The sequence below is a fragment of the Brevibacterium marinum genome, from assembly GCF_011927955.1.
Lineage (GTDB): Bacteria > Actinomycetota > Actinomycetes > Actinomycetales > Brevibacteriaceae > Brevibacterium > Brevibacterium marinum.
Genome location: NZ_JAATJN010000001.1, coordinates 3801252 through 3817498, shown reverse-complemented (window position 1 = coordinate 3817498; position 16247 = coordinate 3801252). Strand labels below are relative to the sequence as shown.

At 65.3% G+C, this 16247-nt stretch carries 12 protein-coding genes and 1 tRNA gene; 8 read left to right on the top strand and 5 right to left on the bottom strand.

Going from position 1 to position 16247, the window contains the following annotated elements; translation table 11 throughout:
* Positions 1-2 precede the first annotated feature (2 nt).
* Entirely contained in the window at positions 3-1130 is a 1128-nt protein-coding gene (locus BKA07_RS17150; RefSeq protein WP_209044015.1) for a M20/M25/M40 family metallo-hydrolase, read from the bottom strand.
* A gap of 103 nt (positions 1131-1233) precedes the next feature.
* Positions 1234-2118, bottom strand: a complete 885-nt coding sequence (locus BKA07_RS17145; RefSeq protein ID WP_167952150.1) for a GNAT family N-acetyltransferase — start codon at positions 2116-2118, stop codon at positions 1234-1236.
* A gap of 197 nt (positions 2119-2315) precedes the next feature.
* Between BKA07_RS17145 and BKA07_RS17140 the strand changes: the two genes are divergently transcribed.
* Positions 2316-2388, top strand: a tRNA-Thr gene (locus tag BKA07_RS17140).
* A 351-nt stretch (positions 2389-2739) separates the two neighbouring features.
* On the opposite strand, the gene BKA07_RS17135 is transcribed toward BKA07_RS17140, so the two are convergent.
* Complete coding sequence (locus BKA07_RS17135; protein WP_167952149.1) at positions 2740-3234, bottom strand: HD domain-containing protein; 495 nt, start codon at positions 3232-3234, stop codon at positions 2740-2742.
* Positions 3235-3578: 344 nt separating this feature from the next.
* On the opposite strand from BKA07_RS17135, the gene BKA07_RS17130 reads away from it, so the two are divergent.
* The 3 genes from BKA07_RS17130 to BKA07_RS17120 all read left to right on the top strand — a co-directional run bounded on the left by BKA07_RS17130 (position 3579) and on the right by BKA07_RS17120 (position 7966).
* Positions 3579-4787 (top strand): acetyl-CoA C-acetyltransferase, encoded by a 1209-nt coding sequence (locus tag BKA07_RS17130; RefSeq protein WP_167952148.1) that lies wholly within the window; start codon positions 3579-3581, stop codon positions 4785-4787.
* Position 4788: 1 nt separating this feature from the next.
* Positions 4789-6969, top strand: a complete 2181-nt coding sequence (locus BKA07_RS17125) for a 3-hydroxyacyl-CoA dehydrogenase NAD-binding domain-containing protein (RefSeq protein ID WP_167952147.1) — start codon at positions 4789-4791, stop codon at positions 6967-6969.
* Positions 6970-7045: 76 nt separating this feature from the next.
* Entirely contained in the window at positions 7046-7966 is a 921-nt protein-coding gene (locus BKA07_RS17120) for an NADP-dependent oxidoreductase (RefSeq protein WP_167952146.1), read from the top strand.
* 62 nt (positions 7967-8028) lie between these two features.
* On the opposite strand, the gene BKA07_RS17115 is transcribed toward BKA07_RS17120, so the two are convergent.
* The gene (locus BKA07_RS17115) at positions 8029-8640 is read right to left on the bottom strand and encodes a TetR/AcrR family transcriptional regulator (RefSeq protein WP_167953357.1); all 612 of its coding nucleotides are present in this window, start codon (positions 8638-8640) and stop codon (positions 8029-8031) included.
* A 116-nt stretch (positions 8641-8756) separates the two neighbouring features.
* Between BKA07_RS17115 and BKA07_RS17110 the strand changes: the two genes are divergently transcribed.
* The 4 genes from BKA07_RS17110 (at position 8757) to cls (ending at position 15285) form a co-directional block, all read left to right on the top strand.
* Positions 8757-10370 (top strand): carboxyl transferase domain-containing protein, encoded by a 1614-nt coding sequence (locus BKA07_RS17110; RefSeq protein WP_167952145.1) that lies wholly within the window; start codon positions 8757-8759, stop codon positions 10368-10370.
* Positions 10371-10378: 8 nt separating this feature from the next.
* Positions 10379-12424, top strand: a complete 2046-nt coding sequence (locus BKA07_RS17105; RefSeq protein WP_167952144.1) for an acetyl-CoA carboxylase biotin carboxylase subunit — start codon at positions 10379-10381, stop codon at positions 12422-12424.
* 61 nt (positions 12425-12485) lie between these two features.
* The gene (locus tag BKA07_RS17100) at positions 12486-13658 is read left to right on the top strand and encodes an acyl-CoA dehydrogenase family protein (RefSeq protein WP_167952143.1); all 1173 of its coding nucleotides are present in this window, start codon (positions 12486-12488) and stop codon (positions 13656-13658) included.
* Between the two features lie 154 nt (positions 13659-13812).
* Positions 13813-15285: a cardiolipin synthase gene (cls, locus tag BKA07_RS17095; protein ID WP_342449111.1), complete on the top strand. Its 1473-nt coding sequence runs from the start codon at positions 13813-13815 to the stop codon at positions 15283-15285.
* Between the two features lie 131 nt (positions 15286-15416).
* Here the strand turns inward: cls and BKA07_RS17090 are convergent, their stop codons facing one another.
* Positions 15417-16103, bottom strand: a complete 687-nt coding sequence (locus BKA07_RS17090) for a hypothetical protein (RefSeq protein ID WP_167952140.1) — start codon at positions 16101-16103, stop codon at positions 15417-15419.
* Between the last annotated feature and the right edge of the window lie 144 nt (positions 16104-16247).

Below are 16247 nucleotides of genomic sequence, written 5' to 3'. Positions count from 1 at the left end.
CTTCAGTCCTCGGCGAGCGCTTCGTCTGCGGTGACTGTCTCGTCCTCGGCGAGTAGCTCGCCGACCAATGCCGAGGTGAGTTCGACTCGGCGGGGGATCCACAGCTGCAGAGCGTGTTCGGTCCTGGCGTGCGAGCCGCCGCCCACGGTGCCCAAACCGTCGAGGGTCGGTGTGCCGACGCCTGCGGTGAAGTTGCCGTCCGACCCGCCGCCGACGGCCACGGACCGCAGCGGCGGGTGGCCCAGGTCGGCAGTGAGGCGCTGCGCCCGGGCGTAGAGACCCATCGCCATCTTCTCTTCCAGAGGTGCCCGATTGATCCCGCCTCTGACGTCGACCTTCGCCCCGGCGACAGTGGGGGACAGGGAGCTGAGGATCCCGTCGATGCGTTCCTGTTCCATCACCGAGGCGGCACGGGAGTCGACACCGACTACAGCTCTGGCGGGTACCGTATTCGTCGTCGAGCCGCTGTGCATGACGGTGGGCACGACCGAGGTCCCGACTGACGGATCGTGCAGCGCCGCGATCCCGACGACCTGATTGGCCACCTCGATCGTGGCGTTGATGCCCTTCTCGGGTTCGACTCCCGCGTGGGCGGCCAGTCCGGTGACCTCGAGGGAGTAGATGGCGACACCTTTGCGAGCGATCTTCACCGATCCATCGGGTGCACCGCTTTCGAAGACCAACGCAGCCTTGGCACCACGGGCTTCGTCTTCGATGATCTGCCGGGAACCGGGGGAGCCGAGCTCTTCGTCTCCGGTCATGAGGATGCTGACGCCGTCGAGGCTGCCCCGTTGTGCCCGCAGGCGAGCCATCGCATACAGTGCGATGAGCAGACCGCCCTTCATATCGTCGGCTCCCGGTCCGCGAACGACTCCCTCGGCCACCGAATAGGGGAAGTCCGTGAGCGTGCCGGTCGGCCATACGGTGTCGTGATGCCCGATGAGCACGACCCTGCGTGGTCCCGTGCCGAAGCGCCACAGCACATGAGGATGCGAATCGGTCTCGATGATGTGTGGAGCCGCGCCCAGCAGGCCCGTGCCGATGCGGGAGACGAGCTGGGCACTGCGCGCCAGAGAGTCGGCGTCCTGCGAGAACGACTCACATTCGATGAGCGCCTTGAAATCACTCATGAAGTCCTTGGAGTCGAACTCGACCACGTGCGCCACCCTTTTCTCTGTTCGAATGCCTGTCTCCACCAGGTTAGCTGGTGAGCTGCCACAGGGCACCGGGGCTTCACCCGCCTCGGCGAAGGTCCCTCACCTCGGCGTGGGCAATGAAGCCGGCCGCGGAATAGGTAGCGACTGCGGCAGTGTTCGCGGTTTCGGCCGCGACGGAAGCCGCTGACGCTCCCATCTGCTGCAGGTTCTTCGCGGCGGCGATGGCCATGGCCTTGCCGAATCCACGACCTTGGTGGTCGCGGTGAACCGCGACCGGCTCGAGCAGCCCAGGGCGTGCAGGACCTGCCGACCAGACCGTGGCCGCGGCGACCGGCTGGCCGGAGTCGTCATATCCGAGCAGACTCCGTGCACGTGAGGAGAACGGGCCGGTCGACATCGTTCGCCAACGGCCGATGAACTTTGCCGTGTCGTCCTCGGTGTACGGCGTGCCTCGGAATGCTGACCAGTGAACGGAAGCCCATTCCTCGGCTTCGCGGATACCAGCGGTCACCACTGTCATGCCTGGGTCCTCAACTGATCGGCTCAGGTCGCGCTGCAGCGGTGTCCAAGGCTCATCGGTGGACCACCCGTTTGCAACCAGGCGGTCGCAGAGTGCGGTTGCACCGCGGGCCTCGACGATGGCCGTGCCGTGTGCGAAGACCTCGCTGGGCGAGGGTTCAACGGCCGACTGGATGTCTTGCGCGAGGGAATCGTCGTGGAGGAGCGAGGGGTGAATGGCCAGGCGAAGCAGATTCGCACCGTCCAGCAAGCCAACGGCGAGAGTGCTCTCTCCTGAGCGCCAGACTCTCAGGTCACCAGCCGTTGCCCCTGCACCTCGCAGCGAGTACCAGCCGAGGTCCCCCGGGTGAAGTTGGGCCGGCCCATCGTCGGACTGCCACTGACCGAGCTCATCGCCGATCTCGGTCAGGTCTCGGACCGCAGGTACCGCGAGCTGGGTCATGATGAATCCGTCTCCTGGGCCGTGAATGATGATCCTCGTTGCCGGAAAATGTGAGATGAGCTACATTGTGATCTTCGTTCGATCACGTCGCCCCCGCAAGCTTCGTGCCTGCCGCACTGTGAGCGGTGAGCGCAGCAGAGTTCTCCAGCCGCTCCTTTTGACCAAGAGTCCCAGCTTTGGCTAGAGTTAGGTCGGTTGCCGCCTTAGCTCAGTCGGTAGAGCGATTCACTCGTAATGAATAGGTCACCAGTTCGATTCTGGTAGGCGGCTCGGCAACAGCACCCCAGGTCAACGACCTGGGGTGTTCTCGTTGCTGGCACCATGGATCACTCCGTGTGCCCCGGTGCCCGACAGAGCGACCCGAGGCGAACCGGGCAATGGGGCAGGGCGACCCGAGGTGGGCCGGCAAGCAGGGCGGGGCGACCCGACGTCCGGGTGCGGTCGTTCGGGTGCGGTCGCTCGGGCATTCCTGTCGTCGAGTCCGCCCGTCGGCGGTGGGCTCCTCGTGCGAGTGGCCGCAGTGGGCTGAGATCGATGTGATCAGAGGGCCTCTCGATGTTGGTCCACTCGCCTTTCATCTGCGAGCGGAGGGCGTCGTCAGAGCCGTCCGGATCCGTTGATTCAGTCGTGTGGTTCGGGGGCGACGCCGAGCAGCTCGTAGGCTCTGCGGTACTTCTTGCGAAGTCGTGCCCGGGTGTCCTCATCAAGCAGTGCTTGTCTGGCCGGGTCCGTGTTGTCTGCAAGGTCCGCGGTCTTCACAATGCCCGCGATCCGATTCCCTCGCACTCTCGAGAAGTAGGTTTCCGGCGACTCGCCTGAACGCTTCGTCACCGCCATGACGGCGTCGACGATCTCTGTCGGAAAGTCTTCACGCAGTTTCGTCTCGCCGGTCTCGGTGTCCTCGACGACATCATGCAGCCAGGCGGCGGCCGTCGCCATGTCGATTGCCTCGCTCGGCATTCCGGCCTTCTCTGCGAGCGCTTCGGCTTTAGCAGCGACCCGCCGCGGGTGGTCGATATAGTCGTGCCCTGCTTTGTCGACCTGTGCGCGGTGTGCTGCGGCGGCCACCTCCTGGGCCAGGACCACCAAGTCCCGCTGGTCGTTTCTGCTCTCCATGATCACTCCTGCAGTTCGTGTCGGTGAAACTGAACGTCGGCTCTGAGTCGAGCCCAGGAGGTCGGCGTCCCTGAGCTGTCAGGTCGGCGTCCCTGAACTGTCGTCGACACCCGGGCTATGACCTCCGTGGCCATCGCTGCCGACGCTACCGCGCGCTCCTGACACAGTCCGTGTGACCTGCCCCGGGTTCCGTGTTGACCATCACAGACAACTGGTATTGAATGGTCCTGTGAATGTTACTGAACGATCGATCAGCCTACGAGGTTGAGCGATCGTCAATGACTCAGCCACGACCGAGACCTCGAAGGAGATCGTCGGCCGTTCCCTAGAACTGTGAGGAACAGATGAGCGAAGCGTACATCTACGACGCAGTGCGCACGCCGCGCGGAAAGAATCGCGGCGGGGCCCTGCACAGCGTCAAGCCAATCGACCTCGTGACAGGGCTCATCGACGCTCTGCGCGAACGCAATCCCGATCTCGACGACAAGGCGATCGACGACATGGTCTTGGGCGTCGTCTCGCCCGTCGGCGAGCAGGGCGGCGACATCGCTCGCACCGCGGCCCTCGTCGCCGGCCTCGATGAATCGGTGGCCGGCTCGCAGGTCAACCGCTTCTGCGGGTCCGGTCTCGAAGCCATCAACATCGGCGCACAGAAAGTGGGCAGCGGCTTCGAGAACCTCGTCCTCACCGGCGGAGTCGAATCGATGTCTCGTGTGCCCCTCGGCTCCGACGGCGGTGCCTGGGCCCAGGACCCGACAACGAACTACGACACCTATTTCGTCCCTCAGGGCATCGGCGCCGACCTCATCGCGACCACCGAAGGCTTCAGCCGAGCCGATGTCGATGAATTCGCCGCGGAGTCACAGAAGCGTGCCGCCAACGCCTGGGAGAACGGGTACTTCGAGAAGTCGATCGTGCCCGTCAAGGACATCAACGGCATGACCGTACTCGCCACCGACGAGCACGTGCGCCCCGGTTCGACGGTGGAATCACTGTCGCAGCTGTCCCCGGCGTTCACCAAAGTCGCCGCTCAGGCCGGCTTCGACGAGGTGGCCCTCCAGAAGTACCACTGGGTCGAAGAGATCGATCATGTCCACACCGCCGCGAACTCCTCGGGAATCGTCGACGGGGCCAGCCTCGTCATCGTCGGCGACGCCGAGGTGGGGCAGACGATGGGCATGAAACCCCGTGCGCGCATCGTCTCCACAGCCGTCACCGGATCCGAACCGACGATCATGCTCACCGGCCCGATCCCGGCCACGCAGAAGGTCCTCGACAAGGCGGGCCTGACCGTTGACGACATCGACCTGTTCGAGCTCAACGAGGCCTTTGCCGCAGTCGTGCTCAAGTGGATGAGGGACCTCGACATTCCCCATGACAAGGTCAACGTCAACGGCGGAGCCATCGCCATGGGCCACCCGCTGGGAGCCACCGGTGCCATGGTCCTCGGCACCGTCCTCGACGAGCTCGAACGCCGCGACCTCAAGCGTGGCCTCGTCACGCTGTGCATCGGCGGCGGCATGGGCATTGCGACGATCATCGAAAGGGTCTGACATGACGAATACCGAAACGACTGCCACCCCGTACTCCCATTCCCTCGACTCGGACGGAATCGTCACCGTCGTCATCGACGATCCCAACGCCAAAGTCAACACCATGAACGACCATTTCAAGGCTGCCTTCGAGGGCACCGTGGACTGGCTCGAAGCCAACGTCGATGACATCTCCGGCGTCGTTCTCACCTCGGCGAAGAAGACCTTCTTCGCGGGCGGAGACCTCAACAAGCTGCGCGCCGCCGATCCCGCGAACGCGGAGGCGGAAGCGGCGCTGACCAACCACATGAAATCCCTCATGCGTCGCCTCGAGACGCTGGGCAAGCCCGTGGTCGCCGCCCTCAACGGAGCAGCCCTTGGCGGCGGCCTCGAGGTCGCCCTCCTCGCACATCACCGCATTGCCGCCGATGACGTCTCCAGCCTGCGCGTGGGATTCCCCGAAGTCTCCCTCGGCCTCCTGCCGGGAGGCGGCGGCGTCGCCAGAACAGTGCGCCTGATGGGTCTCCAGGACGCCTTGCAGAAAGCCATCCTGCCGTCGACGAAATTCAAGGCCGCAGATGCCCTGGACCTCGGACTCGTCGACGAGCTCGCCCCCGTGGCCGATCTCGAAGACCGCGCCAAGGACTGGATCAAGGCCAACCCCGAGGCATCACAGCCCTGGGACCGCAAGGGATTCAAGATTCCCGGCGGATCGCCCTCGTCGCCTTCGCTGGGCGCGATGCTGCCCGCCCTGCCGGCACTCCTGCGCCGGCAGACCAAGGGGGCTCCGATGCCCGCCCCGCGTGCGGCGATCGCTGCCGCAGTCGAGGGGGCCTACGTCGACATCGACACCGCCCTGCAGGTCGAGACCCGCTACTTCGTCAACCTCACCCACACCTCGGTGGCGAAGAACATGATCAAGGCATTCTTCTTCGACCTCGGCCACATCAACTCCGGCGGCTCGAGGCCCGATGGCTTCGAACCGCGTCAGGTGACGAAGCTCGGCGTCCTCGGCGCCGGCATGATGGGTGCCGCGATCGCCTACACCGCCGCGAAGGCCGGCATCGAAGTCGTGCTCAAGGACGTCGAGATCGAAGCCGCGGACAAGGGCAAGGCCTACGCTCGCAAGCGAGAGGAATCCGCCCTGGCCAAGGGCAAGACGACGGCGGAGAAGAGCAAGGCCGTCCTCGACCGGATCACTCCGAGTGCCTCGGCCGACGACTTCGCCGGAGTCGACTTCGTCATCGAGGCCGTCTTCGAGTCCGTGCCCGTCAAACAGCAGGTGTTCACCGAGATCCAGGACGTCGTCGACTCCGATGCGGTGCTCGGCTCCAACACCTCGACCCTGCCGATCACGGAGCTGGCCACCGGAGTCAAGCGCGATTCGGACTTCATCGGGATCCACTTCTTCTCACCCGCCGACAAGATGCCGCTGGTCGAGATCATCCGCGGAGACAACACCTCGGACGAGACCCTCGCGCGCACCTTCGACCTCGTGCAGCAGATCAAGAAGACCCCGATCGTCGTCACCGACGCCCGTGGATTCTTCACCTCACGTGTGATCGGAACCTACATCGCCGAGGCGGTCGCCGCCGTCGGTGAAGGAGTGGAGCCGGCGAGCGTGGAGCAGGCCGCACTGCAGGCCGGTTACCCGACAGGTGCCTTGCAGCTCCTCGACGAATTGACGCTGACACTGTCGCAGAACATCCGAAAGGAAACCGAGGAGTCCATCGCAGCCGCAGGAGGACATCGGGAGGCCCACCCCTCGGACGCGGTCTTCGACTGGATGGTCGACGAGGCGGGGCGCACCGGGCGCAAAGACGGTGCCGGCTTCTACGACTACGACGAGAACGGCCAGCGGACCAAACTGTGGCCCGGCCTGCGGGAGAAGTACAACTCCGGCTCCGCCGCCGAACCATTCGCCGACCTGCAGGAGCGGATGCTCTTCGCCGAAGCGATCGAGACGATCAAATGCCTCGACGAGGGGGTGATCACCTCGGTGCCGGATGCGAACGTCGGTTCGATCTTCGGCATCGGATTCCCCGCCTGGACCGGCGGCGTGCTCCAGTACGTCAACCAGTACGAAGGCGGGCTGAACGGCTTCGTCGACCGTGCCGAGGAACTCGCCGCGACCTACGGCGATCGGTTCACCCCACCGGCCTCGCTCGTCGAGCGTGCGGCCGCGAACAGCACCTACGAGTAGGAATCACGCAGGAATAGTCCGGCGGCCTTTCGGTGTTCATCAGTCATCCACTGACGACTACCGGAAGGCCGCCGCTATGCGTGCAGCAGTCTATGACCAGTACACCGAAGACTTCAGCGACATCACGGTCCGCGAGGTCGACGATCCGAAGGTCCAGCCGGCATCCGTGCTCATCGAGGTCCGCGCCGCCGGAGTCAACCCCGTCGACTGGAAACTCGTAGGCGGTCACCTCGACGCCATCATGCCCGTCCAATTCCCCGTCACCCCCGGCTGGGACGTGGCCGGAGTCGTCATCGGCCTCGGTGCCGACACCCCGGAATTCCAGATCGGTGACGAGGTCATCGCCTACGCCCGCAAGGACGTCCTGAGTGCAGGCACATTCGCCGAGAAGGTGGCAGTTCCCGTCCATTCCGTGACGGCGAAGCCGACAGCGCTGGACTGGGAACAGGCGGCCGGGCTGCCCCTGGCCGGTGGCACCGCTCTGCGCACACTCGAAGCCCTGGGTGACATCGACGGCAGAACCGTTCTCGTCCACGGAGCATCCGGGGGAGTGGGCGGCTTCGCTGTGCAGATCGCGAAGTCCTTCGGTGCCCGAGTCATCGGAACCGCCTCGGAAGCCAATCACGACTATCTGCGCAGTCTCGGCGCCGAACCGGTCACCTACGGGGACGGACTGGCCGATCGTGTCCTTGAGATCGCAGGCGGCCCGATCGACGGGGTCGTCGACTTCGTCGGGGAGATGCTCGACACCACCCTCGCGGTTCTGAAGGACGACGGTGCGCATGCCTCCGTCGCCGACCCCTCCGTGGCCGAACACGGCGGTCGCTACATCTGGGTCCGCCCCTACGGTTCGCAGACCGCGCGTCTGGCCGAGCTCGTCGACTCGGGCGAACTCACCGTCGAGGTTGCCGGCACTTTCGGACTCGATCGGGTGCCTGAGGCTTTCCGCACCAGCGCAGAAGGGCATACACGAGGCAAGCTCGTCATCGTCCCCTGACTTCGGCAGACGTCCAGCATCGTCCCCTGACCCTCAGCACCGTCCCCTGACCTCCAGTGCGGTCACGCGATCCCCAGCGCCGCCCGAGCGGCAGCGCGCAATTCGACCCCGACCACCTCGGCGCTTGAACGTCGGGCCTGGTACGGGGTCGAATTGATCATCCCGAACACCGCATGCACCCTCACCGTCGCCGCATCGAGAGACCAGGCCGGACGAGCGCGCGAGACGACCTCCGCCCACTGACTCACATAGCTTCTCTGCAGCCGGCGGACCATCCGCCGCGAGGCCTCGGGCAGTGCCGCGAGATCCCTGTCCTGAATCCGGATCAGCTCGGGCTCGCTCATCGCGAAGGCGACATGGAAGTCGATGAGCTCGATGAGCGCCGAGGCGGCCTCGCCGTCCTCGTGGCGGGCGACGATCGATTCCCCGCCCGAATTGAGATACTCCGAGATCCCGACGAGGAGTTCCTCGAGGACGGCTTCCTTCGATTTGAAATGGCGGTAGACCGCCGGTGCCGAGATCCCGGCACCCTTGCCCAGGTCGTCGAGACGGACACCATGGAACCCGTGCCGGGCATAGAGGGTCTTCGCGACCTCGAGCAGCTGTTCGCGCCGCGCGGCCTTCGCTGCGGCCCGAGACGTCCCCGGCTTCTCCGCCGAGTCATTCGGCTCCATGTCGATCCCCTCAGCGCTCTCGATCTGCCCCTGTGCGATGGTGCGCATTGTCACAGTGGCCTTCAAGCAGTATCATAGCAGTCAGTTAACAAGTATTAACTGAATTGGGGAGTGGAATGAAAGCAGTGGGAACTGCGGTCAGTCCGGCAACGGGGCAGGCGAACGCCGAGGCCCACGCCGAACTCATCGCCGAACTCCGGGATCGGATCCGGGCCACGGCCCTGGGCGGCCCCGAGAAGTCACGTCAGCGCCATATCGATCGCGGCAAGCTGCTGCCCCGCCAACGCGTCGAACATCTCCTCGACCCGGGCACACCGTTGCTCGAGCTGTCCCCGTTGGCCGCCAACGGCGTGTACGAGGACGCCAGCCCCGGCGCAGGAATCATCACCGGCATCGGCCGGGTCAACGGTCGCGAGTGCGTCATCGTCGCCAACGACGCCACGGCCAAGGGCGGGACCTACTATCCGCTCACGGTGAAGAAGCACCTGCGAGCCCAGGAGGTCGCGAAGGACAACGGTCTTCCCTGCATCTACCTCGTCGACTCGGGCGGAGCCAACCTGCCCAACCAGGACGACGTGTTCCCCGACCGCGAGCACTTCGGCCGGATCTTCTTCAACCAGGCCACGCTCTCCGCCGCAGGCATCCCGCAGCTGGCGGCCGTCCTCGGCTCCTGCACCGCGGGCGGGGCCTACGTGCCCGCGATGGCCGATGAGTCGATCATCGTGGCCGATCAGGGCACGATCTTCCTCGGCGGTCCGCCACTGGTCAAAGCCGCCACCGGTGAGGAAGTCAGTGCCGAGGAGCTCGGCGGCGGAGCACTCCACTCACGTGTCTCCGGAGTCACCGACCATCTCGCGGCCAATGACTCCCACGCCCTGGAGACCATGCGCGACATCGTCTCCACCCTCGGTCCGAAGGCCGAGGCCAACTGGGACGTCGCCGAGACCCGCGAACCGCTGCATTCTCCCGAGGAACTCACCTCGGTGGTCCCCGTCGATTCGCGGACTCCCTACGATGTCCACGAGGTCATCGCCCGCCTCGTCGACGGTTCCGAGTTCCATGAATTCAAGGCCGAATACGGCACCACTCTCGTCACCGGCTTCGCCCACCTCGACGGACACCCCGTGGGGATCGTCGCGAACAACGGCATCCTCTTCGGCGAATCCGCGCAGAAAGGTGCCCACTTCATCGAGCTCTGCGACCAGCGCAGCGTGCCGCTGATCTTCCTGCAGAACATCTCCGGCTTCATGGTCGGGCGCGACTACGAGGCCGGCGGCATCGCCAAGCACGGAGCGAAGATGGTCAACGCCGTCGCCACCGCCCGCGTGCCCAAATTCACCGTCGTCATCGGCGGCTCCTTCGGCGCCGGCAACTACTCGATGTGCGGCCGCGCCTACTCACCCCGCTTCCTGTGGATGTGGCCCAACGCCCGCATCTCCGTCATGGGCGGCGAGCAGGCCGCCAGCGTCCTCTCCACGGTCAAACGCGATCAGCTCGAAGGCCGCGGCGAGACCTGGAGCGCCGAAGAGGAGGACTCCTTCAAGCAGCCCGTCCGAGACCAGTACGAAGCCCAGGGCAACCCGTACTACTCGACGGCCCGCCTCTGGGACGACGGCATCATCGAACCCACCGACACCCGCCAGGTGCTGTCCCTGGCCCTCGAACTCGCCCGTTTCGGACCCATGGAACGCCCGCTGAATGCCAGCGGCTATGGCGTCTTCAGAATGTGAGCTCATCCATGTTCAACACAGTACTCATCGCCAACCGCGGCGAAATCGCCCTCCGTGTCATCCGCACCTGCCGCCGCCTCGGCATTCGCACCGTGGCCGTCTACTCCGACGCCGACGCCCATGCCGCCCACGTCAAGGCCGCAGACACTGCGGTGCACCTGGGACCGGCGCAGGCCTCCGAGTCCTACCTGCGCATCGACAAGGTCATCGCGGCAGCCCGTGCCACGGGAGCCCAGGCCATCCATCCCGGCTATGGCTTCCTGTCCGAGAACGCGGACTTCTCCGCCGCCTGCGAAGAGGCCGGTATCGTCTTCCTCGGGCCCGGCGCCGAGGCGATCCGGACCATGGGCGACAAGATCACGGCCAAGAACGCCGTCTCCCAGCGTGGGGTTCCCCTGGTGCCCGGCACCAAGGCCGCGGCCATGTCGAACGAAGCGCTGGTGACCGAGGCCGCCGACATCGGATTCCCCGTGCTCATCAAACCCTCCGCCGGCGGGGGCGGCAAGGGCATGCACTCCGTCTTCGACCCCTCCGAGCTGCCCGCAGCCTTGGACACTGCCCGGCGTGAGGCCGCGAGCTCCTTCGGTGACGACACTCTCTTCCTCGAACGCCTCGTCGCCACACCGCGACACATCGAGGTCCAGGTCATGGCCGACGGCCACGGCAACGTCATCCACCTCGGCGAACGCGAGTGCTCCCTGCAGCGTCGCCACCAGAAGGTCATCGAAGAAGCACCCTCGGCCCTCCTCGACGAGGCGACCCGGGCCCGGATCGGCCAGGCGGCCTGCGAGACCGCGAAGTCCGTGGGCTACGTCGGAGCAGGCACCGTCGAGTTCATCGTCGGCGCCGACCGTCCCGACGAGTTCTTCTTCATGGAGATGAACACCCGCCTGCAGGTCGAACACCCCGTGACCGAAGAGGTCACGGGCATCGACCTCGTCGAACTCCAGCTGCGCGTCGGTGCAGGTGAAGAGCTTGCCCTGAACCAAGACGACATCACGATGACCGGTCACTCGATCGAGGCACGCATCTACGCGGAGGACCCCTCTCGCGGATTCCTGCCCACCGGAGGCCGGGCACTCGACGTCGTCTTCCCCGCCGGCGAGGGGATCCGCGTCGACGCGGGCCTCGAAGCCGGACAGACGATCGCCTCGGACTACGACCCGATGATCGCCAAGCTCATCGTCCACGCCCCGGACCGTGCGGCCGCGATCGCCCGTCTCGACGCGGCACTGGCCGCCTCGGCGGTGCCCGGAATCGTGACGAACATCGACTTCCTGCGTACCCTCATCGGCCTCGCCGAGGTGGTCTCCGGCAACCTCGACACCTCACTCATCGACCGCCTCGACGAGGACCAGCTCGCACACACCCCGAGCGAGACCGATCGACAGCTCGCCGCGACGGCCGTGCTCGTCACCGGCGGCAAAGCCGGAACCGAACTGACCGGAGCAATCACGGCCGCCCATCTGCCGCAGAACTCCACGACCGCCTCGGCGTGGGGACAGCCCTCCGCCTGGCGGACCTCACGTCCGGACTTCCGTCCCACCGTTGCGCTGAGCTCAGGGGGAGAGGTCAGCGAGGTCGAGGCGACGAGCGACGACGTCACCGTCGATGACGGCGGCCTCTGGCATGTGAGCCTCGACGGCGTGCGGCACACCGCACGCGTGTTCTCCGACGCCCGCGATCGCAGCATCTGGATCAGCAGCGACCGCGGTGTCCACACCTTCACCCGCTCCCAGGCCGATACGTCGCTGACCCCGGGTCTCGACGGCGCCGAGGTGCTCGCCCCGATGCCCGGATCCGTCGTCGAGATCCGCGTCGAGTCCGGAGACAAGGTCGACCAGGGCGATCCGATCGTCGTCGTCGAAGCGATGAAGATGGAACACGTGCTCACCGCACCGGCGGCCGGAATCGTCACCGTCACCGCAGTCCAGGGCGTCCAGGTGGGACTCGACGAGGTGCTGGCCACCGTCGTCGACGAGGCCGTCGCGGACGCAGGCTCCGCCGACACGGACGCGGAACCCAACCCGTCGGCAGCAGCATCAGCCAACTGACCACGAGAAACTCACTGACCACGAGAAACATACTGACCACGCGTACAGCGGGGAGGAAATCATGACAGCTTTCGTTCCGGGCATGCTGCCCGAAGAATACGAGGATCTGCGGGCCGGGGTCGCGAAGTTCGCCGACGAAGAGGTCGCACCCGTGTCCGCCGAACTCGACGCCGAGCACGAGTTCCCCTACGGGCTCGTTGCGAAGATGGGCGAGATGGGCCTGTTCGGTCTGCCCTTCGACGAAGAGTACGGCGGCATGGGCGGGGACTATTTCGCGCTGTGCCTGGCCATCGAGGAGATCGGGCGCGTCAACCAGTCGCTGGCCATCACCCTCGAGGCCGGAGTCTCCCTGGGTGCGATGCCGATCTACCGGTTCGGCACCGAGGAGCAGAAGCGCGAATGGCTGCCGGGGCTCACCGACGGATCCGGGCTGGGCGCCTTCGGGCTGACCGAACCCGAAGCCGGCTCCGACGCCGGGGGAACGAAGACCAGGGCCACTCTCGATGACGGCACGTGGACGGTCAACGGCAGCAAGTGCTTCATCACGAACTCCGGCACCGACATCACCCGCCTGGTCACGGCCACCGCGGTGACCGGAACCCGGACGTCTGGCTCGGGCGGTGAGGTCCCCGAGATCTCGACCATCATGATCCCCACCGGCACTCGAGGCTTCACCGCCGAGCCCGCCTATGACAAGGTCGGCTGGAACTCCTCGGACACGCACCCGCTGACCTTCGACGATGTGCAGGTGCCCGAGGCCAACCTGCTCGGCGAGCGGGGACGCGGCTACGCGAACTTCCTGCGCATCCTCGATGAGGGCCGCATCGCCGTCGGAGCGCTCTCGGTCGGTGCTGCGCAGGGCTGCGTGGACGAATCCGTGAAATATGCCAAGGAGCGTCGGGCCTTCGGACAGCCGATCTCGGACTTCCAGGGCATCTCCTTCAAGATCGCCCGGATGGAGGCCCGTGTAGTCGCGGCCCGCTCCGCGTACTACCTGGCCGCCTCGCGCATGCTCGCCGGGATGCCGTTCAAGAAGGAAGCCGCGATCGCGAAGATGATCGCCGGCGAGGCTGCGATGGACAATGCCCGCGATGCCACACAGATCCACGGCGGCTACGGCTTCATGAACGAATACCTCGTCGCCCGCCACTACCGCGACTCGAAGATCCTCGAGGTCGGGGAGGGGACGACCGAGGTCCAGCTCATGCTCATCGCCCGCGAACTCGGCATCTGAGCGCAGACACCGGAGATCATATCGCCCGCCGAGGCGGCTCCGCACCTCCGTACGGACGTGCAGGGCCGCCTCGGCGGGCGATCTATTCAGCACCACCGACCTGCTCCGTTAGTGTGGGGCAGAGGAAGAAGCCGAGGACAGGGGAAGGGTGCAGGTGGATCTCAGCGTCGTGACGTCCGTCCTGGGAGCGACCTGGATCGTGCTCGAATACGTGGTGAAGATCATCGCGGTCGGCGTCGTCCCGGAGGATCGCAGGCCTTCGTCGTCCTCGGCCTGGCTGCTGCTCATCCTGTTCGTGCCGATCGTGGGGATCCCGCTGTTCCTCATGCTCGGCAGCCCCTACATCAACCGGCGCCGTGCCCGCATCCAGGCGCAGGCCGATGAGCTCATGCACGAAGGAGCCGACGATCTGCCCGATGTGCCCCCATCGCTGCAGACCTCCCAGAACTTCGTGTCGATCGCTCAGCTCGGCCGCCGACTCACCGCCCTGCCCATGGTCACCGGCAACAGCCACGGCGTCATCTCCGACTACGAGACCAGCATCGCGCGGATGGCTGCCCTCGTCGACGAGGCCCGCGACTACGCGCATGTCGAGATCTACATCATGGCCTGGGACTCCACAACCGACGTCTTCTTCCGAGCCCTCGAACGCGCCGCGGCACGAGGAGTGAAGGTCAAAGTCCTCTTCGACCACATCGGCTCCCGGAAGTATCCGGGATTCCACCGCCTGGGCAAGCGCCTGACGACGGTCGGCATCGATTGGCATCTCATGCTTCCCTTCGTCCCCTGGCGCGGGAAACTGCGCCGCATCGACCTACGCAACCATCGCAAGCTGCTCGTCGTCGACGGGAAGAAGGCGATGATGGGGTCGCAGAACATGATCGACTCCTCGTATCTGAAACAGGCGAATGTGAGGGTCGGACGGGCCTGGCACGACATCATGGTCGAGCTCTCCGGCCCCATCGTCGCCGCGGTCGAGGCGGTGTTCGCCACCGATTGGTACACCGAGTGCGGAGAATCGCTGGGGATCAGATCCTATGACCGCGATGCGTACGAACTCGAAGTGGGAGGGGAGACGAGCGCGATGCAGCTCGTCCCATCCGGACCCGGCTTCACGACTGAGCCGAACCTCAAGGTCTTCATCTCGCTGATGTACCTGGCCCAGACCCGTCTGGCGGTCGTCAGCCCGTACTTCGTGCCCGACGAATCGCTGCTGGCCGCCGTCGTCACCGCCGCCGAGCGCGGGGTGAGCGTCGAACTCTACGTGAGCGAGCGGGCCGACCAGTTCATGGTCGATCTCGCCCAGTCGTCCTACTACCGCTCACTGCTGGAAGTCGGAGTGCGCATCTTCCTCTATCCGAAGCCGCAGGTGCTGCACACGAAGTGCCTGCTCGTCGACGATGAGTACGCGGTGATGGGATCGTCGAACCTGGATATGCGCTCCTTCGGCCTCAATTACGAGATCAGCCTGTTGACGACCGGGGGAGACCTCGTCGACGACATCGCCGAGGTGGTCGCCGGCTACCAGCGCACCAGCCGTGAGCTGTTCCTCGAGGAGTGGGAGAAGCGGCGCTACATCCGGCGCTACCTGGAATCGGTCATGAGGCTGACCTCGGCCCTGCAGTAGGGTGCCTGCGGGGGTGCTGGGCCTGACACAGGGTGGACCGCGGGGCCGCGGGGCCGCGCTGCCCGGTGAATAACGGGGCGGGTTTCGACAAACGTATGTGCGCGTGCGTTTGTCGACACTCATCCCGTTAGTCAGTTGCGAGAGGCTATTGCTCTTCTGATCGCAGCGAATATTCGAGGGCGGAACAGGTCTCCGAAGGTCAGATTGAACACCGTGAAACCGGCATTGAGCAGGTTCATATTGCGTTGATGGTTCTTCTTGGCTGCGTCGTCAGGGCCATGGGGATCAAGGTAGTACTTGCCGACTCCATGGACCTCCACGGCAACCGAAGATTTCTCATGACGGAAGTCATTGCGGCCGACGAACTCTCCGGTCTCTGTGAACGCGTCGACCTGAGGGATCATGCCTGTGATTCCGTACCGATAGAACTTCACCGCACAGAGTGCTTCGGCCGACGACTCGTATTCCGCGCTGGAAAGATCGAGTGCCAACTGCGCCCTTCTGCGTCCTCGTCGGCCCTTCACCAGCAGTCGTTCGATGTCGTGGAGGTTCGCAGTTCCGGCGCGCAGAGCTTGAGATATGACCGGCACGGAGACTTCGAGCGAATAGTCGAGAGCGAGGTCAGCGAGTGTTCGCAACAGTGTTGTGACCGGATAGGCATATCCATTGGTGATCTCCTGCGGGAGTAGCTCACGAGAATAGATATAGAGGCTGCTGTAGTTGCGGGTGGGAGACCGTCGTGAGATCTCGACTTTCGGCGTTGCTGTGAGGATCGGGTCGAGATTGTGGATGAGTGCCGCCGAGACATGCGAGAACACATCACCGGGCCGAATCGAGTCGCGTCGACAGGCAATCTGGAGTCGTAGCGCTTCTGCTCGATCTCTGATGTCTCCGTGGAATCGAGGGAACGTGGTGTCCCTGTCGGCGGAGAATTCACTGAGTCGTCGATGGTGCTCGCGATC